At 59.6% G+C, this 23,290-nt stretch carries 25 protein-coding genes and 1 tRNA gene; 7 read left to right on the top strand and 19 right to left on the bottom strand.

The window, feature by feature from the left end; genetic code table 11:
* Positions 1–216: 216 nt before the first annotated feature.
* On the bottom strand, positions 217–888 hold the full coding sequence (locus tag HX803_RS15660; protein ID WP_178921828.1) for a response regulator transcription factor: 672 nt from the start codon (positions 886–888) through the stop codon (positions 217–219).
* A 392-nt stretch (positions 889–1,280) separates the two neighbouring features.
* On the opposite strand from HX803_RS15660, the gene HX803_RS15655 reads away from it, so the two are divergent.
* Together HX803_RS15655 and HX803_RS15650 are read left to right on the top strand one after the other, a co-directional pair.
* A complete protein-coding gene (locus tag HX803_RS15655) occupies positions 1,281–2,822 on the top strand; it encodes a catalase (protein WP_178921826.1) in 1,542 nt (513 codons plus the stop codon).
* Between the two features lie 88 nt (positions 2,823–2,910).
* Entirely contained in the window at positions 2,911–3,735 is an 825-nt protein-coding gene (locus HX803_RS15650; protein WP_178921824.1) for a mechanosensitive ion channel family protein, read from the top strand.
* Positions 3,736–3,802: 67 nt separating this feature from the next.
* On the opposite strand, the gene HX803_RS15645 is transcribed toward HX803_RS15650, so the two are convergent.
* The 5 genes from HX803_RS15645 to HX803_RS15625 all read right to left on the bottom strand — a co-directional run bounded on the left by HX803_RS15645 (position 3,803) and on the right by HX803_RS15625 (position 8,958).
* Complete coding sequence (locus HX803_RS15645; protein ID WP_256732864.1) at positions 3,803–4,219, bottom strand: C40 family peptidase; 417 nt, start codon at positions 4,217–4,219, stop codon at positions 3,803–3,805.
* Positions 4,220–4,461: 242 nt separating this feature from the next.
* Positions 4,462–5,901 (bottom strand): lactate dehydrogenase, encoded by a 1,440-nt coding sequence (locus tag HX803_RS15640; protein WP_178921849.1) that lies wholly within the window; start codon positions 5,899–5,901, stop codon positions 4,462–4,464.
* A 267-nt stretch (positions 5,902–6,168) separates the two neighbouring features.
* The gene (locus HX803_RS15635) at positions 6,169–7,455 is read right to left on the bottom strand and encodes an OmpP1/FadL family transporter (protein WP_178921822.1); all 1,287 of its coding nucleotides are present in this window, start codon (positions 7,453–7,455) and stop codon (positions 6,169–6,171) included.
* Positions 7,456–7,702: 247 nt separating this feature from the next.
* Entirely contained in the window at positions 7,703–7,933 is a 231-nt protein-coding gene (locus HX803_RS15630; RefSeq protein ID WP_178921820.1) for a hexameric tyrosine-coordinated heme protein, read from the bottom strand.
* A gap of 35 nt (positions 7,934–7,968) precedes the next feature.
* Positions 7,969–8,958, bottom strand: coding sequence for a catalase family peroxidase (locus HX803_RS15625; protein ID WP_178921818.1), 990 nt, complete (start codon positions 8,956–8,958; stop codon positions 7,969–7,971).
* A gap of 156 nt (positions 8,959–9,114) precedes the next feature.
* On the opposite strand from HX803_RS15625, the gene HX803_RS15620 reads away from it, so the two are divergent.
* The 5 genes from HX803_RS15620 to pstB all read left to right on the top strand — a co-directional run bounded on the left by HX803_RS15620 (position 9,115) and on the right by pstB (position 13,608).
* Positions 9,115–9,735, top strand: a complete 621-nt coding sequence (locus tag HX803_RS15620) for an ArsR family transcriptional regulator (protein WP_178921816.1) — start codon at positions 9,115–9,117, stop codon at positions 9,733–9,735.
* A gap of 148 nt (positions 9,736–9,883) precedes the next feature.
* Positions 9,884–10,900 (top strand): phosphate ABC transporter substrate-binding protein PstS, encoded by a 1,017-nt coding sequence (gene pstS / locus HX803_RS15615; RefSeq protein WP_178921814.1) that lies wholly within the window; start codon positions 9,884–9,886, stop codon positions 10,898–10,900.
* 64 nt (positions 10,901–10,964) lie between these two features.
* Positions 10,965–11,960, top strand: coding sequence for a phosphate ABC transporter permease subunit PstC (pstC, locus tag HX803_RS15610; protein WP_176994412.1), 996 nt, complete (start codon positions 10,965–10,967; stop codon positions 11,958–11,960).
* Positions 11,957–12,829: a phosphate ABC transporter permease PstA gene (pstA, locus tag HX803_RS15605; RefSeq protein WP_178921813.1), complete on the top strand. Its 873-nt coding sequence runs from the start codon at positions 11,957–11,959 to the stop codon at positions 12,827–12,829. Before pstC ends, pstA begins: the two co-directional genes overlap by 4 nt.
* A complete protein-coding gene (gene pstB / locus HX803_RS15600; RefSeq protein ID WP_178921811.1) occupies positions 12,829–13,608 on the top strand; it encodes a phosphate ABC transporter ATP-binding protein PstB in 780 nt (259 codons plus the stop codon). Before pstA ends, pstB begins: the two co-directional genes overlap by 1 nt.
* A 126-nt stretch (positions 13,609–13,734) precedes the next feature.
* On the opposite strand, the gene HX803_RS15595 is transcribed toward pstB, so the two are convergent.
* The 13 genes from HX803_RS15595 to ruvC form a co-directional block, all read right to left on the bottom strand.
* Positions 13,735–13,810: transfer RNA gene (locus HX803_RS15595), tRNA-Lys, on the bottom strand.
* A gap of 63 nt (positions 13,811–13,873) precedes the next feature.
* Entirely contained in the window at positions 13,874–14,548 is a 675-nt protein-coding gene (gene queC, locus HX803_RS15590; RefSeq protein ID WP_178921847.1) for a 7-cyano-7-deazaguanine synthase QueC, read from the bottom strand.
* Positions 14,549–14,564: 16 nt separating this feature from the next.
* Complete coding sequence (gene queE, locus HX803_RS15585; protein ID WP_178921809.1) at positions 14,565–15,212, bottom strand: 7-carboxy-7-deazaguanine synthase QueE; 648 nt, start codon at positions 15,210–15,212, stop codon at positions 14,565–14,567.
* Between the two features lie 165 nt (positions 15,213–15,377).
* The gene (gene ybgF / locus HX803_RS15580; RefSeq protein WP_178921807.1) at positions 15,378–16,214 is read right to left on the bottom strand and encodes a tol-pal system protein YbgF; all 837 of its coding nucleotides are present in this window, start codon (positions 16,212–16,214) and stop codon (positions 15,378–15,380) included.
* Positions 16,215–16,220: 6 nt separating this feature from the next.
* A complete protein-coding gene (gene pal / locus HX803_RS15575) occupies positions 16,221–16,721 on the bottom strand; it encodes a peptidoglycan-associated lipoprotein Pal (RefSeq protein WP_003209827.1) in 501 nt (166 codons plus the stop codon).
* Positions 16,722–16,776: 55 nt separating this feature from the next.
* Complete coding sequence (gene tolB / locus HX803_RS15570) at positions 16,777–18,057, bottom strand: Tol-Pal system beta propeller repeat protein TolB (RefSeq protein ID WP_178921805.1); 1,281 nt, start codon at positions 18,055–18,057, stop codon at positions 16,777–16,779.
* A gap of 17 nt (positions 18,058–18,074) precedes the next feature.
* Positions 18,075–19,148 carry a cell envelope integrity protein TolA gene (gene tolA, locus HX803_RS15565; protein WP_178921803.1) on the bottom strand — a complete coding sequence of 358 codons (1,074 nt, stop codon included), beginning with the start codon at positions 19,146–19,148 and terminating at the stop codon, positions 18,075–18,077.
* Positions 19,148–19,600 (bottom strand): protein TolR, encoded by a 453-nt coding sequence (gene tolR / locus HX803_RS15560; RefSeq protein WP_161634127.1) that lies wholly within the window; start codon positions 19,598–19,600, stop codon positions 19,148–19,150. The genes tolA and tolR overlap by 1 nt, the downstream gene beginning before the upstream one ends.
* 23 nt (positions 19,601–19,623) lie before the next feature.
* Positions 19,624–20,319 (bottom strand): protein TolQ, encoded by a 696-nt coding sequence (tolQ, locus tag HX803_RS15555; protein WP_010208111.1) that lies wholly within the window; start codon positions 20,317–20,319, stop codon positions 19,624–19,626.
* Position 20,320: 1 nt separating this feature from the next.
* Positions 20,321–20,776, bottom strand: coding sequence for a tol-pal system-associated acyl-CoA thioesterase (ybgC, locus tag HX803_RS15550; RefSeq protein ID WP_015885610.1), 456 nt, complete (start codon positions 20,774–20,776; stop codon positions 20,321–20,323).
* 139 nt (positions 20,777–20,915) lie between these two features.
* A complete protein-coding gene (gene ruvB / locus HX803_RS15545; RefSeq protein WP_176994308.1) occupies positions 20,916–21,974 on the bottom strand; it encodes a Holliday junction branch migration DNA helicase RuvB in 1,059 nt (352 codons plus the stop codon).
* Complete coding sequence (gene ruvA, locus HX803_RS15540) at positions 21,975–22,586, bottom strand: Holliday junction branch migration protein RuvA (protein ID WP_178921801.1); 612 nt, start codon at positions 22,584–22,586, stop codon at positions 21,975–21,977. It lies immediately after the preceding gene.
* Positions 22,587–22,653: 67 nt separating this feature from the next.
* On the bottom strand, positions 22,654–23,178 hold the full coding sequence (gene ruvC, locus HX803_RS15535; protein ID WP_065908840.1) for a crossover junction endodeoxyribonuclease RuvC: 525 nt from the start codon (positions 23,176–23,178) through the stop codon (positions 22,654–22,656).
* Positions 23,179–23,290 lie beyond the last annotated feature (112 nt).

Genomic DNA, 23,290 nt, shown 5'->3' with positions numbered 1-23,290 from the left:
CAAGCCACTCCGTTAAGAGGAATCCTTGGATGTCGGAATTCTCCTCACTCGACGTAATAGGCAATATAAGAACTGTCTCAAAACCCCTCAGGCTTAACTATTTTTGTGTGCAATTACTGTGTTGACCGCGCATAAACAAAAACCCGCACGAGGCGGGTCTTCACGATAAAACGAATAACTAACATTGCCAGGGTCAGGCTGTCTTTGAGATTTGTCTCAAAGCCCTTTCATCGTTCGGTATTGGGACAGACGCTTGAACAGATCCATGTCACTGGTCACGCCCAACTTGCGGTACGCCGCCAACTTTTGCGTGCTGACGGTTTTAAGGCTGCGGTTGAACATTTCAGCGATTCGCGTCACGGTCAGCCCGCTGATGCACAGCCTCAACACTTCACGCTCGCGCAAAGACAGCGAAGCGTGGGACGCCAAGGCTTCTTCTGCGCCGGTGGCCTCCCACCAGGTCGACACGGTGTCATTCTCTTGCGCCACGACGATGCTGGAGCAGAGGTAGCGCTGGCCGCATGCCAGCATTTCGATTGCGCGGATAAACACGCCCAGGGGCTGGCGCTTGCAGACCACGCCTTGCACACCGGCGGCCAGCAGGAGCATGGCAACCCTGGGGTCGGCCTCGGGCACCACGACCAATACCCAAATATGCGGGAACTGCGCCCTCAAGGCCTTGATGAAGTCCTGCGCGGCACTGTGTTCCAATTCATTGTCCATGACCAACAGGTCCAAATGGCCCTGCTCGATCGCCTGCCAGGCACTGTCCGTGGTCTCGAACAGGCCTGTTACTTCAATACCGGATTGATCAGCCAGGTGGTAACGCAACCCCTGACGGACCACCTCATGTTCATCCAGCACCCCCACTCTGATTAACCCAGACATCACACACCTCGTCTTCCCAGGAATTTAACCTGCATCCTTTTTCGCGCCGCCTAAACCATTTAACGCCGAATTGAATAATGGCTTCGCTGCTGTTAGCGAATACCCCGTATTAGAACTGTCGGGCGCAACACCCGTTAAAAGGTCACTTCACACCCAGGCTGCGAACCGGAATGTTCGACAGATAGAACCACAGTAAGGGCTGAGACAAAGAAAGGCTTTAAGAACTGTCTCAATAACCGAGACACACAACACCTCGGCTGAACTTAGTTAATTGAGACATTTCTTAAATCACTGAGGGGTGTGCGGCGGACACACTAAAAAAGTACTCACGCCTGCCAACACAGTCCCCAGCGGGTTGATGTTGGCTTATTCGTCTTATTTGGAGCCTTACCATGTTTGCCTGCACGCCTGTGCGTTTCGCTCGTCCCTTGCAGTTGTTATGTGTATTGACCCTGGGTTCTGTTTCAGTGGCCGCCCACAGCAGCCCACTCACCCGAGACAATGGCGCGGCGGTGGGCGATAACCAGAACTCGCAAACGGCCGGAACCAACGGCCCGGTGCTGCTGCAAGACGTGCATCTGATCCAGAAGCTGCAGCGTTTTGATCGCGAGCGCATTCCGGAGCGCGTGGTGCATGCACGGGGCACAGGCGCCTACGGCGTGTTTACCGCCAGCGAAAACCTGGTAGACCTCACCAAGGCCGCGCTCTTTACCGCCGGCACCGTCACACCGGTGTTCGTGCGTTTTTCTTCCGTGGTGCACGGCACCCATTCACCCGAAACCCTGCGTGACCCACGAGGGTTTGCCACCAAGTTCTACACGGCCGAAGGCAACTGGGACCTGGTCGGCAATAACTTCCCGACGTTTTTCATCCGTGACGCGATCAAGTTCCCCGACATGGTCCACGCGTTCAAGCCCGACCCACGCACCAACCTGGGCAACGATGCGCGGCGCTTCGATTTCTTTTCCCACGTGCCGGAAGCCACCCGCACCCTGACCGAGCTGTATTCCAATGCCGGCACCCCGGCCAGTTACCGGGAAATGGATGGCAATGGCGTGCATGCCTATAAGTTCGTGAACGCCAAGGACGAGGTGAGCTACGTCAAGTTCCACTGGAAGAGCTTGCAAGGCGTGCGCAATTTCACCCCTGAAGAGGCCACCCGCGTGCAAGGCGCCGACTTCAGCCACATGACCCTCGACCTGATCAAGCACATTGAAAAAGGCGAATTCCCGAAGTGGGACCTGTACATCCAGGTGCTCAAGCCCCAAGAGCTGGCCACGTTCGACTTCGACCCGCTGGACGCCACCAAGGTCTGGCCAGAAGTGCCCATGCGCAAGGTCGGCCAGCTGGTGCTCAACCGCAACCCCGCCAACGTGTTCCAGGAAACCGAACAGGTGGCGATGGCCCCTTCGAACCTGATCCCCGGCATCGAGCCGTCGGAAGACCGCTTGCTGCAAGGGCGCCTGTTTTCTTACGCCGACACACAGATGCATCGCCTGGGGGCCAACGCCCTGCAACTGCCGATCAATGCCAGCAAAGCCCCTGTCGATAACGGCAATCAGGACGGCGCGATGAACACCGCCTCGACCCTCACCGGTGTCAATTACCAACCGAGCCGGCTGTTCCCGCGCGAGGAATCTTCCGCTGCACGTTACAGCATGCTCCTACTGACCGGCAGCACCCAGCAGGCCAAGATCCAGCGCGAGCAGAACTTCAAGCAGGCCGGTGATTTGTATCGCTCGTTCAACAGCAAGGCGCGCAAAGACCTGATCCACAGCTTCGGCACCTCCCTGGCGCAGGCCGACACCGTGAGCAAACACCACATCCTGTCGTTCCTCTACAAGGCCGACCCGGAATACGGCGCTGGCGTGACGGATGTGGCGAAAGGCGACCTGGAGCAAGTGAAAAAAATGGCGGCGCTGTTAAGCGACTGAGCCTTCCCTCGACGGCCGCTTCGGCCATCACCCCACAAGGCCTGCGCTCACTGCGCGGGCCGTTTTTTTTATCGCGACAAGGTGCAACGTGGATTTCAAATTCGATCAACTGATTCAACACAGCGAGGCTTGGTTACCCGTCATTCTGGAACACAGCCTGAACATTACCTTGGCCGGCCTCACCCTGGTGCTGGGTTGGTGGTTCATCAGCACGGTCACGCGGCGCATCGGTGAAGTGCTGGGCAAGCGCAGCGTCGACAAAACCTTGCAGGGTTTCGTCGGCAGCCTGGTCAAGATTGCCCTGAAGATCATGCTGGTGATCAGCGTGGCCTCGATGGTCGGCGTGCAGACCACCAGCTTTGTCGCCGCCCTGGGTGCGGCGGGCCTGGCGATTGGTCTGGCGTTGCAAGGCAGCCTGGCCAACTTTGCCGGTGGCGTGTTGATCCTGCTGTTTCGCCCGTTCAAGGTGGGCGACAAAATCGAAGTTCAGGGCGTGTATGGCACGGTCGATGCCATCCTGATTTTCCACACGGTGATTCTCAGCACCGACAACAAACGCATCGTCGTGCCCAATGGCGGTTTGTCCAATGGGGTGGTGGTGAACTTCTCCAGCGAAGCCACGCGCAAAGTGGTGTTCGACGTGGGCGTGGACTACACCGCCAACCTGGACACCGTGCGGCAGGTGCTGCTGGGCCTGTGCGACGACCCGCGCATTCATCGCGACCCCGAGCCGGTGGTGGTGGTGACCACGTTGGGCGACAGTGCGATCACCGTATCGCTGCGCGTGTGGACCGACAATGATGACTACTGGGACGTGCTGTACCGGCTCAACGAGAAAACCCGCTGTGCCTTGGCCAAACAGGGTATCGGCATTCCCTTCCCACAACGGGTGGTGACCTTGGTCCAGGGGTGATCCGGCCGGCACAAAAAAGCCCCGCGCTCTTGGCAGAGGCGGGGCTTTTTTGTTTAACGCGTGTTGATCAATGAAAGCGCTTGGCGGTCAGGTAGCTCTTGTTCCAATAGGTGTTGCTCAACGAGTCGATGCGGATGGTCTTGCCGGTCCTGGGCGAGTGAATAAAGCGATCGTTACCGATGTAGATCCCCACATGTTTAAGCTGCGCGGCCCCGTTATGTTTAAAGAACACGGCGTCGCCGACTTTCAATTGGTTGCGCGCCACGGTCTTGGCGTTCGACGCCAGCATCGTGGTGGTGGTACGCGGCAGCTTGATACCGGCCTCGGTGCGGAACAGGTACACCAGCAGCCCGCTGCAATCGAAGCCATCCTTGACTGTCTGGCCGCCCCAGCGATAAGGCGTGCCGATCAGCTCGTGGGCGCGCTCCACCACGCCGTTGATCCTTGGGTTCGCCTGGGCGGACAGGCTTGAGTCGTGCCGCATAAAGCTCACATTCATCACGTCGGCACGGGAAATAGACGCGAATAAATACTCGAACAAACAAAAAACAGAACCTGCCACTAACGATAACTTGAACACGATAAATACCCTTGAATGTTTCTAAACCAGAAGAAACACAAGGGTATTTATAGGAACCCTCCCAAAATATGAGACTTGTCTCAGTAATCTTGGGAGTGCTCTTAGGCCGACAAACGGAAATTCCTACGCTTATCGGTAAGACAACGTCAATGCATCAGCACAGCCGGATAGTCATGCAGCAACACCGAACCCTGCATGGCCGCCAGGGCGTCCTTCAACGTGGATTGCTCCAGCGCGTCTTTGGACTTTTTAACTTCCTTGGCCGCGTGCTCCAGCAGCGCCAGGTAGTCGCGTTTGGACGAGCCTTCTTTCGGCTCCACCGCGTCTGACACCAACTGGGCCATCTCGTATTTTTGGGTCCGGGTGTTCTGCACCGCCGACTGCGACACAGAGGCACTCGCCAGTTGGCCATCCTTATAGGAGAAGCTCGCGGTGCTACTGGCCTTGTCCTGCACGTGCACATACAGGTAGTTCTGCGATTTGCGGGTACCATCCAACACCGGTGGCTCACCACCGCCGAGGCTTCTGTGGAAGTTTGCCGACAGCACCGACTGCTGGTTCTGGGTCACGCTGCGGTCCGCGCTGCTGCGGCCATTGACCTGGGTCTTCTGCGACACGGTGTAGGAGAAGCTGTCGACTTCCGTAGGACGCATTGGGTTGGACGCACCAACGGCCTGCTTGATCGACGCCTTGAAGTCCGCCAGCCCCGTCAGCAAACCTTTGTCGGTCGGGTTGTTGCTCAAGGCATTCGGTGCGCCAACCGTTTGGGGATGGTTGCTGTTCATGGCACTGAACGCGTCCTTGAACATCGCCATCAAGTCAGCGTTGGCGCTACCGCGCTCCTGCACCCGGTCGAACTGGGCGAGGTAGGTTTTCAGCGCGTTGGCTTGCTGTTTGGCGTCACCCTGTATTGCGGTGTTTTTCAGGTCCACGGCCAAGTCGATGTCACCGGCCGGGCCACTCATGCGTGTGGTGCGGGTTTGGCTGTCGGCGTGGAACGCCAGGCTCAGGTCCTCGTCCGCCTGGTTTTTGAGCTTGGCGTTGAGGTCAACCGACTTCAGCACGTGGGTGTCGAACTGGGTCAGTTTGCTCAGGTCGAGTTTCGGCGGTACGGCGGTCAAGCCGTCGACCGACGCCTGAAACGCCGCCCCCAATTGGCCGACGGCTTTGAGTTCATCCGCGGTCAAATCGCCGCCGTCGACGGTGGCCTGCACGCCCAAGCCGTGTTTCTGACTGAACAGGCTGAACGTCACCGTCTTGCCGCTGGCGGTCTTGATGCTGAGGCTGACCTGGTTGTCGGCCTTGCTGTGCAACACCGCCTGGTCGGCCTTGATCCCGCCCGTATCACCGGCACGCTCTGCCGTGGTGTTGAGCACCGATTGTGAAATCCCCGCCCCGCCGCCCCCAATGAACTGATCCACCAACGCAGCACCGAGGCCGCTGTAACGGCTGGCCGTGGAAATTGAACCGAAGCGTTGGCTGATCAACTGGGTGACGGCGTCCTGATTATCGTTTTCCCAGGCCCACACGGTCTCGCGGCCGGGGAGCTGCCCGTTTTTGGAATAGAGATCGATAACGTCGGCCACGGGATTTCCGAGGCTGACCACGGAAGAGGGCCTGGTCGGCGAGACGTCGAGGGTGTTGGCCAGTGCTGCCGGGGGTGAGGTCGTGGCGGCGCGAAGAATGAGGGGATTGGTCGCGATGATCGGCGTTAGCGTAGTCATGACAGTCCGTGTCTTAAAAGCTGATTAGCCTTCAATCTAACCAAGACACGCCGCGATTGACAGCATTGAGATCAAAATTTACGGCAAAGGGCCACGTCAAAAAACCGGCCCTTTGCCATTATCTTCAGGTCAGAAGCGGTAAGTCACCGAACCACCAAAACCATTGGCGCTGTTTTCGTACTTGGCGTCGTAGGTCAGGGCCAACTGAGGGTTGTTGTCGCGCACCTTGATCGGCTCTTCCTTCAGGTAGGAATAGGCCACGTCGAAGGTCAGGTTATCCACAGGGGTCCAGCCGGCACCAAGGCTGAACACGGTGCGGTCGCCCGTCGGAATACGCACGGAGCGGTCGGTGTTGTTGGTTGGGGTCTGGTCCACCGAGAAGCCGGTACGCAGCACCAATTGCTTGTTGAGCTGATACGCCAGGCCGATCGCATGGGACCAGGTGTCGTGCCAGTGCTGCTCTTCGGTGATGGAGTCCAGGCCGGCCAGTTGCGCAGTGAGGTCGGACACGCCGGTGTTGTTGACCGTGATCTTCTTCAACTGGCTCCAGCGGGTGTAGGTACTGCCCACGTAGAGGGTCAGGTCATCGGTCAATTGGTGGGTGACCGAGAAGTCCACAGACGATGGGGTGGTGACGTCCAGCTTGGCGTCATACTTCTGCGGCCCGCCGTCCAGCAGGTCGGTCAGCACGCCCGAGGCGTTGGTGTGACCGCTCAGGTGGTAGACCACTTGCGAGTGGTACGTGACGCCGATGCGGGTGCTGTCCAGGGCCTGCACCAGGATACCGGCGTTGAAGCCCGTGGCGGTGTCATCCCCTTTGATCTTGGCGGTTTCGGTGCCCAGGCCAAATGCCGGGACCTTGGAATCCAGCTCGCCGCTGATTTTGTTGAAGGTAGGGCCGAAACCGACCGAGACCTTGTCGTTGAACGCGTAGCTGACGGTCGGCTGCACGGTGATGACCTGAACCTTGCTCTTGTTGCCAAAGCCGTTGCCCTGGAAGCTGTGTTCATAGTCGGTCACCAGGCCAAACGGAGCGTAGACCCCCAGGCCAAAGGCCCAGTGCTCATCGATCGGCGTGACCAGGTAGCCCATCGGCACGGCAATGCCGGGGACCATGTCGCCTTTGTTGGTGCCCGGGTTGTCGGCGCCGCCTTGGGAAGAGCTGGCGTCCTTGATGTTGGATTTGGCATCGAGGTAGGTCGCGCCGATGCTCACTTCATTCTGTTTGATGCGGGACATGCCGGCCGGGTTGCCGAACACCGTGCTGGCGTCGTCGGCCGAGGAAGAGCGACCGGCGTAGCCCGTACCCATTGAACTGATGCTTTGTTCATTGAGCGCGAAACCACCGGCGAGCAGGTGTGTGGAGGCAAGCGAAACGGCGAGCGCCAGGGCGCTTCTCAGAGTTTTTTTATTCATTATTAGGACTCGAATGATTGGGCAGCGATGAGGAAACTACCAACGATCGAGCGGGGCGATTATGAAGAGTTTTTCATGCTCAGGATTGTCGGACAATCCTATTGGTTTCAAAGACTTTGAGCGTTTTACGCTGTCTTTTTATGACTTTTTAACCCGATCGTGACCGGCGGGTTTCACACCGTTGACCCTGTCGATTCCAACGTTTTTCAGGGGCAGCCAATGGCAAGCATTGGCTGCCCTCTTCGCCCTACGGGGTCCAGTATTTATTGGCCGCCGCGATGGTGGCGAATTCTGTCGCCACCACCTGGCCGATGCCTATCAGCATTGCCGCGTCATTGGCGTACACATCGCGCAAGCGGCCGCGCACCGCCTCGTCGGGTTGGGTGGCCTTGATCACCAGCCGCGCCATCTTGATCGCCAGCTCGCGCCCCTCTTCCGGGGTGGCGGTGATCAGTGAATTGTTCGGTATCAGACTCATCAGGGCGTTCCTCTTATTATCGATGGGGCGATGGCTTACTGCCGACGGCCGAATGAAACAGGGTAGGCGGCGGAACGCGCATTGATCATCGGATCCTGCGGTTCGATGCCGGCCGGCACGTTGTTGGGCAGGAACATCAGGCTTTTCTGCGCGGCGACGTTGTCGGCCACGGCCTGGGTGATTTCAAGCGTGCCCAGTTCTACCACGGGGCGGCTGGCGGGCCAGGCGATGGAGGGGTCGTCGAGCTTGTCGCCCTCGGCAGCTTCCTGCACCACCAGTTTGAAACGCACGGCGCCCTTGGCGATGCGCTGCTGGATCTCGTCGCTCAAATAATCCGGCGTGGCCTTGGCGGTTTGCGCCTCGCTGAGGAAGTGGCTGCCGCTGACCGGCAGGAACTGGTAGCGACCGAAGGTGACCTTACCCGCCACGTTGATGAAGCGGAACGTGTTCACACCGTAGTACGGCAGCGTGGCGAAGCTTTGCGGCGCCGGTTTAGGCGCGGTGAGGAAGGCCTTGGCCACCGGGTGCGTGCCGAGGTAGCCGTCCAGCGGGGTCGGCTTGGCGACATCCGGGCCGCTGGTGCCCAGGGCAATCAGCAGGTCGCGGAAATCATCGGCCGTAGGCGACGGAAAGCCGTTGAACGAGTGCGCGACGATATCGGTGCTGCCACCGCCCGGCAGGCTGAAACGCACCGCCAAGCCACGTGGGCTGGCCAGGCCGTGGTTGTCCGGAATGTCCGGGATACCGGCGAAGTTGGAGAAACGCACGGTGACCGGCACCGCCGTGGCTTGCAGGTGCGGCGCCTTGCTGATGGCCGCGGCGGCAGGGCTTGGGGTGAAACGGCCTTCGAGCACGATCCCTTTGGCATGCACCGCACGGGCGCCGGCGTGTTTACCGAAGACGCCGTTCAAGGCGTCCACCAGTTGGGTGGGTGTGGACGATTGCGGTGGGTCTTGCGCCAGGGCGCTGCCTATCAAGGTGAAGGCGAACGGGAGCGCGATCAACAAGCGTTGGGCGTTTTTCATGGGACGGACCTGCGGGTGGGTGGGTGATTTCGGCGAATTCTAATCACCTAACGACAATAATGACAATATGTTTTGTCATTATTGTTTTTCCTCTTCGATCCACGCCGTATGGCGCTATACTCAGCCTCCCTCAAACCCCAGCGAACCGAGCCACTCGTGAGTACCAAAAGTGACATCCTGCACCTCCTCCAGCGCGAGCCACTCACCGTGGTGCAGTTGTGCGAATCCCTGGCAGTCACGCGCAATGCGGTGATCGTGCAGCTCAAGCAACTGGAGGCCGAGGGGCTGGTGCGGCGCAGCAAGGTTCGCCCGCGCAACACAGTGGGCAAGCCGCCGGCGGTGTTCGAAGCGGCGCCGGGCAGTGAGGACGTGACGTCCACGGCCTACCAAGTGTTGCTGACCCAATTGCTCGCCACGCTCAAGGATCGCTACGACGTCGAGGAACTGGGCGATGTGCTGGAACAGACCGGTCGCCAACTCGCGCAACGTGCCGGCCTGGCCAACCCTGCCACGTTCGACAGCGGCCTGCGCGCCGCCATGGCCGCCGCCGATGCCCTGGGCGCCAGCACTGAGGCCGTGCCGCAAGAAGGCGGCGTGATGGTGCGCAACTTCACCTGCCCTGTGGGCAGCGTGGTGCGCGAAGAACAGTGCGTGTGCCGGGCGATGGCGGCGTTTTTCTCCGAAGCCACGGGGATGCCGGCGAGCGAGCAGTGCCTGCGTGAAGATCGGCTGATTTGCCAGTACTTCATCGAACAACAGCCAGCGAGGGCTGAATAAGGCGGTCGGCACCGTCAATCGCAAACATTTCTAAATGTTTCTTCATAAAGCCAAACCGTCATCAAAAAGACACATATCGGGAATTAAATCGTCACGTCTTAGACAGGTGGACCCCTCCACTTACCCCTTCCCTTGAGGTGTTGTCGTGATGTTGCCGACTAAAAAAACGCTGTCTGTTTTGTTGTCCGCCCTGTGCCTGAGCGGCGTGGCCCACGCCACCGACGTGACCGGTGCCGGCTCCAGCTTTGTGTACCCGGTGCTGTCCAAGTGGTCCCAGGACTACAGCAAGAACTCCAGCAACCGCATCAACTACCAGTCGATCGGTTCGGGTGGCGGCATCGCCCAGATCAAGGCGGCCACCGTCGACTTCGGCGCCTCCGACGCCCCGCTGTCGGCCGATGACCTCAAGGCCGGTGGCCTGGGCCAATTCCCCAGCGTGATCGGCGGCATCGTGCCGGTGATGAACGTCGAGGGCGTGGCCGCAGGCCAGCTGAAACTCGACGGCGACACCCTCGCGAAAATCTTCCTCGGTGACATCAAGGCCTGGAACGACCCGGCCATCGCCGCCCTCAACCCGGGCCTGAAACTGCCCAGCGCGAACATCACCGTGGTGCATCGCTCTGACGGTTCGGGCACCTCGTACAACTTCACCAACTACCTGTCCAAAGTCAGTGACAGCTGGAAAACCAAGATCGGTTTCGGCACCACCGTACCCTGGCCAGTGGGTGTGGGCGGCAAAGGCAACGAAGGTGTTTCGGCCTACGTGAAGCAGATCAAGAACTCCATCGGCTTCGTGGAATACGCCTACGCGCTGCAGAACAAAATGACTTTCGCCCAGTTGAAGAACGCTTCGGGCAAATTCGTCGAGCCTAACGCCAAGGCCTTCCAGGCGGCTGCGGACACCGCCGACTGGGCCAGCGCCAAGGACTTCAACCTGATCATGACAGACGCCCCAGGCGAAGGCGCATGGCCAATCACGGCCACCACCTGGATCATCATGTACAAGCAGCCCAAGAATGCTGAGCAAAGCCAGGCGGCGTTCAGCTTCTTCAAGTGGTCGCTGGAAAAAGGTCAACAGCAGGCGGCAGCGTTGGACTACGTAGCACTGCCGGACTCTCTGGTGTCGCGAATCGAAGGTTACTGGAAGTCTGACTTCACCCACTGATTCGCCCTACGACCACCGCCCTCAGTCACCTGGGTGATTGAGGGCGACGGTGAGCACATCTGATATGAACGACACCGTCCAACCTCTGGTTATGACTACTCACGCCAGCGACACACACGGCGACCGCCGCGCCGCTCGCGATCAACGCCACGATCTGTGGTTCAAACGCTCGATGTTCGGGGCCGCCATGCTGGTGCTGCTGTTGCTGGCCAGTATCGCGGCCTCGACGCTTTGGGGCGGAGGCCTGGCCTTCCGCACCTTCGGTTTTGACTTCATCACCAGCACCGAGTGGGATGCGGTCAACAACCACTTTGGCGCCGTGGTGCCCATCTACGGCACCCTGGTGACGTCTTTCCTGGCCTTGCTGATTGCGGTGCCGGTGAGTTTTGGCATCGCGATCTTCCTGACAGAAGTGGCACCGCCCTGGCTGAAAATGCCGGTGGCCTCGGCCATCGAGTTACTGGCTGGCATCCCATCGATCATCTACGGCATGTGGGGGCTGTTCGTGTTCGGGCCGTTCATGGCCGAGCACTTGTCCCCGCTGATCAACGACTACCTGGGCGCCCTGCCCTTCGTGGGCTCGCTGTTCCAAGGGCCGCCGTTGGGGATTGGCATGCTGACCGCAGGCATTGTGCTGGCGGTGATGATCATGCCGTTCATCACGTCGGTGATGCATGAAGTGTTTCGCAGCGTGCCGACACAGTTGAAGGAATCGGCCTACGCACTGGGCAGCACGACGTGGGAAGTGGTGTGGGACATCGTCCTGCCCTACACACGCTCGGCGGTGGTCGGCGGCATCTTCCTCGGCCTGGGCCGCGCACTCGGGGAGACCATGGCGGTCACCTTCGTGCTGGGCAACGCGCAGCAATTTTCTGCGTCGTTGCTGATGCCGAGCAGTTCCATCGCGTCGGTCATCGCCAACGAGTTCAGCGAGGCCTACACCGACCTGCACCGCTCCGCGCTGATCGCCCTGGGCTTCCTGCTGTTTATCGTGACCTTTGTCGTGCTGGCATTGGCCCGGCTGCTGCTCATGCGTCTGTCCCGCAAGGAGGGGTTATGAGTCCCAACGAACGCCTCTACCGCAAACGCGCACTCAAAAATGGCGTAGCGATGTTCCTCAGTTGCGCCGCCACGGCCTTTGGCCTGTTGTGGCTGGCGTGGATCCTGCTGACGACCATCATCAACGGGTTTCAAGCACTGAACCTGCGCCTGTTCAGCCAGATGACCCCGCCCCCCGGCACCGAAGGCGGCCTGGCCAACGCGTTTTATGGCAGTGCGCTGATGTCGGTGATTGCCTTGCTGATCGGCACGCCCATCGGCTTGATGGCCGGTATCTGGCTGGCCGAGTTCGCGCGCCACTCACGCCTGGGCACCACGGTGCGGTTCATCAACGACATCCTGCTGTCCGCGCCATCGATCGTGCTGGGGCTGTTTGTCTACACCGCCGTCATCCTGCCGCTGAACCTGCTGACCAATCACCAGGTGGGCTTTTCCGCCATCGCCGGTGCGTTGGCCTTGGCCCTGCTGGTGATTCCGGTGGTGGTGCGTACCACCGATGAAATGCTCCAGCTGCAACCCTCGACCATGCGCGAAGCGGCGCTGGCCCTGGGCGTGCCGCAATGGAAGTTGACGCTGCAGATCGTGCTGAGGGCGGCCAAAGCCGGTGTGGTGACAGGCATCCTGCTCGCCTTGGCCCGGATCACCGGGGAGACCGCGCCCCTGCTGTTTACCGCCTTCGGCAACCAGTTCTGGAGCAGCAACCTGCTCAAGCCGATCGCCAGTGTCCCCGTGGTCATTTTCCAGTACGCCATGAGCCCGTTCGAAGACTGGCACGCCCTCGCCTGGGCCGGTGCATTGGTCCTGACGTTGTTCGTGCTGCTGCTCAGCCTGGCATCTCGCCTGATCCTTTTACGCAATAGGTCTCACTGATGGACGCCACCGGCATAGATCACGAAAAAACCAAAATCCGCGTGCGTGGGTTGGAGTTTTTCTACAACCACCAGCGCTCCCTGAAATCCATCGACATCGATATCCCGGAAAAACGCATCACCGCCATCATCGGCCCGTCGGGCTGCGGCAAGTCCACGCTGCTGCGCGTGTTCAATCGCATCTACTCGATGTACCCGAAGCAGGAAGCGCGCGGCGAAGTGCTGCTCAATGGCGAGAACATCCTCGCCCCCGGCTATTCGATGAACCGCCTGCGCAGCCACGTCGGCATGGTGTTCCAGAAGCCCGTGCCGTTCCCGATGTCGATCTACGACAACATCGCCTACGCGGTGCGCCATCACGAGAAACTGTCGCGCCGCGAGATGAACGACCGCGTCGAGCAAGCCTTGCGTGGTGGCGCCCTGTGGGACGAGGTGAAGGACAAGCTCAACCAGAGCGCCCAGAGCCTCTCAGGCGGCCAGCAGCAGCGTCTGTGCATCGCCCGCACCATCGCGCTGCGCCCGCAGGTATTGCTGCTGGACGAGCCCACGTCGGCACTCGACCCGATCTCGACCGGGCGTATCGAACAATTGATCACCGAGCTGAAGACCCAATACACGGTGATCATCGTGACCCACAACATGCAGCAGGCGGCGCGGGTGTCGGACAACACCGCGTTTATGTTCATGGGGGAGCTGATCGAGTACGGCAATACCGATGAGATCTTCACCAAGCCGACGATGAAGCAGACCGAGGACTACATCACCGGGCGCTTTGGCTGATAGCCGCTCGGCCAAAAAAACGGGGGAGCCCTTAAGGGGGCTCCCCCGTTGTGTTTTCGCAAGGCAAAAAAAAACCCGGAAATCCTCACTTGCGTGGGCCTTCCGGATTTTCTAAACCGCCAAATATGGTGGGTCGTGTGGGATTCGAACCTACGACCAATTGGTTAAAAGCCAACTGCTCTACCAACTGAGCTAACGACCCGCTGTGTGGTGGCGCGTATAATACTGATTTCTAAGGATTATTCAACACCTTATTTTAAATAAATCAGAAATAACGCGTAGGGTCCGCAATTCCGGCCGCTTGGAAGCCTTCTGCACGCAGTCGGCAGCTATCACATTTCCCACAAGCACGGCCGTCATCGTCTGCCTGATAGCAGGAAACAGTCAGCGAGTAATCGACGCCAAGTCCTACGCCAGCCTTCACGATATCGGCCTTGCTCAGGTTCTGCAGCGGCGCGAGGATACGGAAGCCCTGCCCCTCTACACCGGCCTTTGTCGCCAGGTTGGCCATGCGCTCGAACGACTCGACGAACTCCGGACGGCAGTCCGGGTAACCGGAATAGTCCACCGCATTCACGCCGATAAAGATGTCACGGGCGTTGAGCACTTCCGCCCAACCCAGGGCCAGGGACAGGAACACGGTGTTGCGCGCTGGCACGTAGGTGATCGGGATGCCTTCGCTCGGCGCTTCCGGCACGTCGATGCTGCTGTCGGTCAATGCGGAGCCGCCGATACCGTTGAGGTTCAGGCCGATCACCTTGTGCTCGATCACACCCATTTCACGGGCGACGCGAGCGGCGGCGTTCAGCTCGGCGCGATGGCGCTGGCCGTAGTCGAAGCTCATGGTGTAGCAGCTGTAGCCTTGTGCCTGGGCCATCGCCACCACGGTGGCGGAGTCGAGGCCACCGGACAACAGGATTACAGCGCGTTTTTGATCAATCGTGGGTTCAGTCATATCAGCGTCCCGGCTCGTCGTTCCAAAGGTATTTGTGTAGCTGCAACTGCAGGCGTACGGGCAGGTTATCGGCAACCACCCAATCGGCCAGGTCCCGTGCGTTCAGGTCGTGATGACTTGGGGAAAACAGCACCTCGCCCGCGCGACGATCCAGGCCATATTGGATCAGCTTGGAGTTCGCCCAGTCGTAGTCTTCACGGGAGCAGATGACGAACTTGACCTGGTCGTTGGCCGTCAACAGCTCGATGTTCTCGTAGCGGTTGCGGTGCGCCTCCTTGGAGCCCGGGGTCTTGAGGTCGACCACCCGGCTCACACGCGGGTCGACCGCGGAGATATCCAGGGCGCCGCTGGTTTCCAGGGAAACCTCGTAACCGGCGTCACACAGCTGCTGGAGCAAAGGGATGGCATTGGGCTGGGCCAGGGGCTCGCCGCCCGTCACACAGACGTAGCGCGGCCGGTAGCTGGCAACCTGCTCCAGGATGTCGTCGAGGGTGCGCACAGTGCCGCCACTGAAGGCGTAGGCGCTATCACAGTATTGGCAACGCAAAGGGCAACCGGTCAGCCGCACAAATACAGTGGGCAGGCCAGCCGTTCGCGTTTCACCCTGTAACGAGTAAAAAACTTCGGTGATGCGTAATGTGTCTTGCATAGTCGCCACGGGCGTAACAGCTAAACAGGCTGTCCGCCTCCGTCAGGCACTTCAAGGGATCCCGCCAACGCGTAAACCCCAGGAAGCGTGTTTCATAAAAGGGCGTGGATTCTAACGAAAAAACCCGCGTCAGGCGCGGGTTTCTTCTAAACGGGCAAGCATCGCTTACAAGCGTTGCAAATCCCGTTGAGCCAACTGGGCAGCGGATGTCCCGGGATACTGGGCCACCACCTGCTGCAGAATGCCTTTGACCTTGTCGGTATGACCCAGGCGGCGCTCTACGTCAGCGAGTTTGTACAGCGAATCCGGCACCTTGGCGTGCTTGGGGTACAGCTGGCTGACCTTGGCAAATGCCTGGCCTGCTGCTTGCAGATCACCCTTGGCCAGGTTCACCTCACCCAACCAGTACTGGGCGTTGCCCGCGTACTGGCTGTTTGGGTATTTGCGCAGGAATGCGGTAAAGGCTTGGCTGGCCTTGTCGAAATCCTTGGCTTTGATCAGGTCGAAGGCTGCGTCGTAATACAGCTTTTCCTTCGCCGGATCACCCGGTTCGCTGCTGGCGGCAGGGGCTTGGCTGGCAGCCACGGCCCCTGCTGCGGCACCACCGGCAGCAGCGTTTGGCGCGCCACCGGTAGAAGAATTATCAGGAGTTGCGGCAGGTTGAACGCCGGCTCCAATGCGTCGATCAAGATCCTGGTATCGCTCCAGGCCTTCTTGCTTGAGCTGGTTCACTTGATTCTGCAGTACTTCAATGGCGCCTTGTTGCTGCGCGATTTGATCCTGCATACGTTGCAGCTGGTTGAACAGTTCGCCCTGTGCCGAGGGGGCGGACGTAGCCGCTCCCCCCGCATAGGCGCCGTTCGTGCCATAACCCGCTGGCGGATAACTGCTCCCGCTATTGTTATAGCCAGAGTTGCTATCTTCCACAGGAACCGCAGCCCACACCGCAAGCGGTGCGAGGCTGAGAGCCAATACAGTTAGAGCACGACGGCACGTTCGCATGACGAATTACTTACGCAGTTCGACGCGACGGTTCTGAGCCCAGGACTGCTCGTCGTGGCCAGTAGCAACTGGACGCTCTTTACCGTAGGAAACCAGTTCCAGTTGGCCTGGAGCAACACCTTGCAGTACCAGGTAGCGCTGAACGGCTTTCGCACGACGCTCGCCCAGTGCCATGTTGTACTCACGAGTACCACGTTCGTCGGTGTTACCTTCCAGAACAACGCGAGCGCCGTTAGCTTTCAGGTCCTTCGCGTGAACGTCCAGAGCGCGCATGGCTTCTGGCTTCAGGTCCGAACTGTCGTATTCGAAGTAGAAAGTGGTGATAGCGCGCAGAGCAGCTTCTTCGCTCAGGGAGCCGTCAACTGCACCAGTGTTAGCGCCGTAACCAGCGTTTGGATCAACAGCTGCGCCTTCACCGGCATTGTCGCCGCCTTTAGACGAGCAACCAACGGCTACGGACAGAGCCAGAGCCAGAGCAGCAAACTTACCAAACTTCAGCATTTCCATCGTGAAACTCCTAATGAACCCCAGTGTGTTAAGCAAATCTTTTTGTAGCGCCGCGTCAGTTCAGGTAAGGGGACCAGGATGGTTCTCTGACTTCGCCTTGAGCGGTAGGAAGTGGGAGCCTTACACGTCCATTAATGGACACGAGCATCAAGACTCCCCGGCCCTGCTGGCGGGTGGCGTAGATTACCATGGTGCCGTTGGGCGCAACAGTGGCTGACTCATCAAGGTTGGTATCTGTAAGGATTTTTACCGTTCCACGCTGCAAATCCTGGGCCGCAACCCGGAAATTAGTGAAACCATCCTGACGGTGAATCATTACCAACGTCTTTTCATCGGCCGAAAGTTTAGGGTTGGCGTTGTAGTTACCAATAAAAGTAACACGCTCCGCACCACCACCATTCACATTAGCCTTGTAGACCTGTGGCTTGCCGCCTCGGTCAGAGGTGAAGTAAATGGTCGAACCATCCTTGCCCCAGAACGGTTCGGTGTTGATGCCCGGGCCGCTGGTTGCACGCGTGATCTGGCGCGTGGCCATGTTCATCACGTAGATATCCGGGTTGCCGTCCTTGGACAGCACGAACGCCAGGCGCGAACCATCCGGCGACCAGGCAGGCGCGCCGTTGAGGCCTTCGAAGTTGGTGATCTGCTCACGACGGCCAGTATCGATGTGCTGGACGAAGATACGCGGACGCTTCTGTTCGAAAGACACGTAGGCAATACGCTTGCCGTCCGGCGCAAAGCGCGGCGACAGGATTGGCTCACGGGATTGCAGCAAGGTCACGGCACGGGCGCCGTCGTAGTCCGAACGCTGCAAAGTGTAACGAGTGTTGTCTACAGAAAAACGCTCAGCCGTAACGTACAGCAGGCGTGTCGAGAACGCACCCTTGATACCGGTGAGTTTTTCAAACGACTGGTCCGAAATGTAGTGGGCCATGTCGCGAATCTGCTCGGCGGTACCCGAGACGCTGCCGGTCAGGACCTGCTGCTCGGTGGCCACGTTGAACAGCGTGTACTGGATCTGCAGGCGACCGCCGGCTGGCACGATGTTGCCCACCATCAGGTACTGCGCGCCCACGGCTTTCCAGTCGCGGAAGATGACTTCGCTGGCCTGGGTCGGCTGGCTGATCATGTTGCCTTTGTCGATTGGCGCGTAGTAACCGGAGTTGCGCAGGTCGTCGCTGACGATCTGGGCCATGTCGTCCGGCAGCACGCTGCCGCCCTGCCAGCCAAACGGTACGACGGCAATCGGGGTGGCCCGATCGCTGCCGCTGGTGACCAGGATGTTCTTTTCATCCGCCGCCGCTATCCCTGCCATACAGCAAATAACGACAAGCATTCCTCGAAGAATGTTTCTCACGGGGCTAGATCCTCAGGTGTGAATGTCATCTTGAATGAACGATAGGGAGCGAAGTCACTTGGTTTCATTCCCTGCATCTCGGTCAACCGGCCAATGTTCTTGACCGCTGCAACCGCCGAACTGTCGAACGATCCATCGCCACTGGAACTGGCCACGCCGACCGAAGCCACCGTACCGTCCGGCAACATACCGATCTGCAGTACCACTTTCATGCCTTTGCGTGCCGAAGGTGGACGTGTCCAGCCTTCTGCTGCCCGCGCTCGAATCAGGTCGTCGAAACTGCCCGCGACTTGATCGCCCTGCTCATCGGCCAAGGCTTGCTGACGCTGCGGCGTGTCGGAGAGCAAGTCTGCCAAGGCCTGGGCCTTTTTCTCTTCGGCGGATTTGCGCGCTGCTTCCTGGGCCTTTTTCTTGGTGGCGTCGGCGGCAGCTTTCTTCTTCGCGTCGTCGGCGATTTTCTTCTTCGCCTCGTCTGCTTCAGCTTTTTTCTTGGCGTCTTCGGCGGCTTTCTTCTTCGCGTCTTCGACTATCTTTTTCTTGGCGTCTTCAGCGGCCTTTTTCTTGGCCTCTTCTTCAGCAGCTTTCTTCGCTTCGTCTTCGGCTTTCTTCTTGGCTATATCAGCCAATTGTTTCTCTTCGGCCTTTTTCGCTTCGGCAGCTTTCTCGGCTTTCTTGGCTTCATCAGCCTTTTTCGCCTCGTCGGCCTTCTTCGCTTCGTCAGCCTTTTTCGCTTCCTCGGCCTTTTGAGCCGCCTCTTCTTTCTTTTGTTCCGCAGCAGCCTTCACCGCTTCCTGCTCGACCTTCTTCTGTTCCATCTGCTCGACTTCAGTCTGGCGCGCAGCCGACTTCTGGGCCTCACCCGCAATCTTCTGATTGGTCTGGGTGGTGGCCTGGCTCTTCGATTTCAGCTGATACAGGGTCGCCTGCACGATCGGCTTGGCTGGCGGCAGGTCCGGAGTCATGGCAAAGCTGACGAACAGCATGCCAAACACCAGGACGTGCAGGGCAATTGCCCAGACGCTAGGCCAGAAGTAGCTTTCCGAGGCGGACGGCTCTCGCTGTTGCTGCATCAGGGCGCCTCGGTAATCAAGCCAACGTTACCCACGCCGGCCTTCTGCAGCCCGCCCATGGCGCCCATGACGGAGCCGTAGTCGACCGCCTTGTCACCGCGGATGAAGACCTGGGTGTGCTTGCCGCCTTCGTTGCCGGAGCGAATGATCTTGGTCACCGCATCGGTCATCGCCGGCAAGGTCAGCGCCTTGTCCTGCTGCTTCTGAGTGTCGACTTCGCTGCCAAGGTTCCAGTAATAGGTCTTGTCGGACTTGATCGAAATGGTCAGCACCTGGGTGTTGTTGTCCTGGGGCAAGGCTTCGCTGGAAACCTTGGGCAGGTCAACCTTCACACCCTGGTTGAGCATCGGCGCGGTCACCATGAAAATCACCAGCAGCACCAGCATCACGTCGATGTAAGGCACTACGTTCATCTCGGCGACCGGCTTGCGCTTGGTGCGTGCTCGAGTGATTAAAGCCATCGGGAAATACCTGCTTATTCTTCGCTGGTGTGCACTTTACGGTGCAGGATCGCCTGGAATTCGTCGGCGAAGGTGTAGTAACGGCCAATCAGGTTTTCGCCACGGGCGGCAAAACGGTTGTAGGCGATTACTGCGGGGATGGCAGCGAACAGGCCGATCGCGGTGGCGATCAGGGCTTCGGCGATACCCGGGGCCACGGTGGCCAGGGTCGCTTGCTGGGCCTGGGCCAGGCCACGGAAGGAGTTCATGATGCCCCATACGGTACCGAACAGGCCGATGTACGGGCTCACGGAACCGACGGTAGCGAGGAACGGCAGGCTCTGCTCCAGCTTCTCTTCTTCGCGGGAGATGGCAACGCGCATGGCACGGGCCACGCCCTCCATGACCGCTTCCGGGTCAACACCAGGCTGCTGGCGCAGACGGGAGAATTCCTTGAAGCCGGCGCGGAAGATCTGCTCGACGCCCGAATCCGGGTCCGGGTTGCTGCCGGCCTGGCGATACAGCTTGGACAGGTCGATCCCCGACCAGAAGCGCTCCTCGAAGCTCTCCAGGGCACGTCGACCGGCACGCAGCAGGTTGCTGCGCTGAAAAATCATGACCCAAGAGGTAACCGATGCGGCTACCAGGGTCAGCATGACCAGTTGAACCACGACACTGGCATTGCTGACCAGGCTCCACATGGAGGAATGGTCGACGACGGTAGGTTCCACGCTAAATCTCCTGCTTTGATTGTTTACCCGCGCCGCTTACGTCGGCAAAGGCCGCACGTAGAGCTTCGGGAATGGCCCGGGGTTTCAAACTATTGGTGCGCACACAGGCCACCAGGAACTGCCCCTCACAGAGCAGCGTTGCATCCGTCGCCCGCCTGACCTGCTGTTTGAAGCGCAGGCTGACACGGTTCAATTCGATTACTTCAGCGCTGACCAACAATTCGTCGTCCAGCCGCGCCGGCGCGTGATATCGCGCCTCGCTGGAATGCACGACAAATAACAGGTCCTCCCCTGCCAGCTGGGATTGGGCAAAGCCCAGCTCCCGTAGCCGCTCGGTTCGAGCCCGCTCCATGAACTTGAGGTAGTTGACGTAATACACGATGCCGCCCGCATCGGTGTCCTCGTAATAAACGCGACAGCGATGTGCGAACGACTGATCCCCGTTTTGCGCGCGCATACTCTAGTGCTTACTCCTCAGGTTGCCAATCCGGCTGGGCAACTGTTTTTTCATCCATCGAAACATTTCCAGTCACTGAGTGACGACACCAGCCACTAGGACAGCACAAACTTCAGATAAATCGACTGGCGTGACCTTTTTAATCGTCCACTGCATCGAGGAATTCGTCTACCACGGGCATCTCACCCAATCGTGACGGAATGTTTAACCCAAAGTGCAAATAGGCATGGCGCGTCACCACTCGCCCCCTTGGCGTGCGCATGATGTAACCCTGCTGGATCAGGTAAGGCTCCAGCACGTCCTCGATGGTATGACGCTCCTCGCTGATGGCCGCCGCCAGGCTGTCCACACCCACCGGGCCACCGTCGAACTTCTCGATCATGGTCAGCAGCAGGCGTCGGTCCTGGTGATCGAAGCCGTGCTCGTCCACGTCCAGCAGGTTCAAGGCCAGGTCGGCCACGGCCTTGGTGATGTGCCCCTTGGCCCGCACTTCGGCAAAATCGCGCACACGGCGCAGCAAACGGTTGGCAATTCGCGGCGTGCCACGGGCGCGGCGCGCGATTTCAAACGCGCCTTCCGGGTCCAGCGGCAAACCGAGAATCCCCGCCGAGCGGCTGACAATGGTCGCCAGGTCGCCGGTGCTATAGAACTCTAGACGTTGAACAATGCCGAAACGGTCTCGCAACGGGTTGGTCAGCATGCCCGCACGGGTTGTGGCCCCCACCAGGGTGAACGGCGGCAGGTCGAGCTTGATCGAGCGCGCGGCAGGGCCTTCGCCGATCATGATGTCGAGCTGGAAGTCTTCCATGGCCGGGTACAGCACTTCTTCGACGATGGGCGAGAGCCGGTGGATCTCGTCGATAAACAGCACGTCATGGGGTTCAAGGTTGGTCAGCAGCGCCGCCAGGTCGCCCGGACGCTCCAGCACCGGACCGGAAGTGGACTTGATCGACACCCCCATTTCCTGGGCGATGATGTTGGCCAGGGTGGTCTTGCCCAGGCCGGGCGGGCCGAAGATCAACGTATGGTCCAGGGACTCACTGCGCCCGCGCGCCGCCTGGATGAACAACTCCATCTGCTCGCGCACGGTGGGCTGGCCGATGTAGTCGGCCAGGCTCAGGGGACGGATGGCCCGGTCCTGGATTTCTTCGCGGTCGCGTGGGCCGGTGGCCGCGATCAGACGATCAGCTTCAATCACTTAAATCATTCCCTTCAGGGCTCGGCGGATCATGTCTTCGCTGCTCAGGTTCTTGTCCTTGATGGCCGACACGGCCTTGCTGGCCTCCTGCGGCTTGTAGCCCAGGGAGATCAGCGCGCTGACCGCATCGCTTTCGGCACTGGCCACCTGGCTTGCCGGCATATCCGGCTGGTTCGGCACCAGGGCAAACATGCTCGGCGCGACTTCCCAGGCCTTGAAGCGGTCCTTGAGTTCCACCAGCAGGCGCTCGGCGGTCTTCTTGCCGACGCCCGGCACCTTGGTCAGGGCCGAGGTGTCCTGGGCGGAAACCGCACGCACCAGCTCATCCACTTCCAGGCTCGACATCAACGCCAGGGCCAGCTTGGGCCCCACGCCGTTGAGGCGGATCAGCTCACGAAAGAAGTCACGGTCACGCTTGCCAATGAAACCATAGAGCAATTGCGCATCTTCGCGCACAACGAGGTGGGTATGCAGGGTCAGCGGCTCGCCGACTGACGGAAGGCGATACAGGGTGGTCATAGGCACTTCCAGCTCATAGCCCAACCCATTCACATCCAGAATCAGGTGCGGCGGCTGTTTCTCAGCCAGGGTGCCGCGCAAGCGTCCAATCACGGTTCGAATCCTTAAAGCGTAGGGTCAGATCAAGGCCTGACCGGAAAAAACGATTGCGCTGATGCTATCAGAGACGCAGCCGCCCGCCACGACTGCGTGCAGTGCCCAAGCCGTGAGGCAACAGGCTGGAGCGGGTATGGGCGTGGCAAATGGCGATGGCCAGGGCGTCGGAGGCGTCGATTTGCGGTTTGGCGGTGAGCTTGAGCATGTGCATGACCATCATCTGCACCTGCTCCTTGTTGGCTGCACCGGTGCCGACCACAGCCTGCTTGACCTGGGTCGCGGTGTATTCGGCAATCTCCATGCCCTCCTCCGCCCCGGCGACGATGGCCGCGCCACGGGCCTGGCCAAGCTTCAGCGCGGAGTCGGCATTTTTGGCCATGAACACCTTTTCGATGCCCATGGTGACCGGCCCGTAGGTCTGGATCACTTCCCGTACACCGCGATAGACGATCTGCAGGCGCTCGGCCAACTCGCCTGCGCCGGTGCGGATGCAGCCCGAAGCGACGTAGATGCAGCCGCGAGGGGTTTGTTGCACCACGCCAAAACCGGTGATGCGCGAACCGGGGTCGATACCTAGGATTAAAGTCATAACGCCTGCGGGTTGGGTAAACACAATTTCTGCTACAAAGAAGATCCAATGTGGGAGCGGGCTTGCCCGCGAAGACGGTGGATCAGCCAATATTTTCAGCGACTGGTACACC

The organism is Pseudomonas sp. P7548 (genome assembly GCF_013386585.1).
Lineage (GTDB): Bacteria > Pseudomonadota > Gammaproteobacteria > Pseudomonadales > Pseudomonadaceae > Aquipseudomonas.
The sequence above is the reverse complement of the archived record's forward strand: the minus strand, read 5'-3'. Positions and strand labels throughout refer to the sequence as shown.

Bases quoted from the DNA above. Each gene is read 5' to 3' on its own strand.
- tolB (WP_178921805.1), bottom strand. From the start codon at position 18,057: ATGCTTGTCGTTATTTGCTGTATGGCAGGGATAGCGGCGGCGGATGAA.
- HX803_RS15655 (WP_178921826.1), top strand. From the start codon at position 1,281: ATGTTTGCCTGCACGCCTGTGCGTTTCGCTCGTCCCTTGCAGTTGTTA.
- ruvC (WP_065908840.1), bottom strand. From the start codon at position 23,178: ATGACTTTAATCCTAGGTATCGACCCCGGTTCGCGCATCACCGGTTTT.
- pstB (WP_178921811.1), top strand. From the start codon at position 12,829: ATGGACGCCACCGGCATAGATCACGAAAAAACCAAAATCCGCGTGCGT.
- HX803_RS15660 (WP_178921828.1), bottom strand. From the start codon at position 888: ATGTCTGGGTTAATCAGAGTGGGGGTGCTGGATGAACATGAGGTGGTC.
- HX803_RS15625 (WP_178921818.1), bottom strand. From the start codon at position 8,958: ATGAAAAACGCCCAACGCTTGTTGATCGCGCTCCCGTTCGCCTTCACC.
- pstC (WP_176994412.1), top strand. From the start codon at position 10,965: ATGAACGACACCGTCCAACCTCTGGTTATGACTACTCACGCCAGCGAC.
- ybgF (WP_178921807.1), bottom strand. From the start codon at position 16,214: ATGCGAACGTGCCGTCGTGCTCTAACTGTATTGGCTCTCAGCCTCGCA.
- HX803_RS15630 (WP_178921820.1), bottom strand. From the start codon at position 7,933: ATGAGTCTGATACCGAACAATTCACTGATCACCGCCACCCCGGAAGAG.
- pstA (WP_178921813.1), top strand. From the start codon at position 11,957: ATGAGTCCCAACGAACGCCTCTACCGCAAACGCGCACTCAAAAATGGC.
- queE (WP_178921809.1), bottom strand. From the start codon at position 15,212: ATGCAAGACACATTACGCATCACCGAAGTTTTTTACTCGTTACAGGGT.
- pal (WP_003209827.1), bottom strand. From the start codon at position 16,721: ATGGAAATGCTGAAGTTTGGTAAGTTTGCTGCTCTGGCTCTGGCTCTG.
- pstS (WP_178921814.1), top strand. From the start codon at position 9,884: ATGTTGCCGACTAAAAAAACGCTGTCTGTTTTGTTGTCCGCCCTGTGC.
- ybgC (WP_015885610.1), bottom strand. From the start codon at position 20,776: ATGCGCGCGCAAAACGGGGATCAGTCGTTCGCACATCGCTGTCGCGTT.
- HX803_RS15635 (WP_178921822.1), bottom strand. From the start codon at position 7,455: ATGAATAAAAAAACTCTGAGAAGCGCCCTGGCGCTCGCCGTTTCGCTT.
- tolA (WP_178921803.1), bottom strand. From the start codon at position 19,148: ATGCAGCAACAGCGAGAGCCGTCCGCCTCGGAAAGCTACTTCTGGCCT.
- HX803_RS15645 (WP_256732864.1), bottom strand. From the start codon at position 4,219: ATGCGGCACGACTCAAGCCTGTCCGCCCAGGCGAACCCAAGGATCAAC.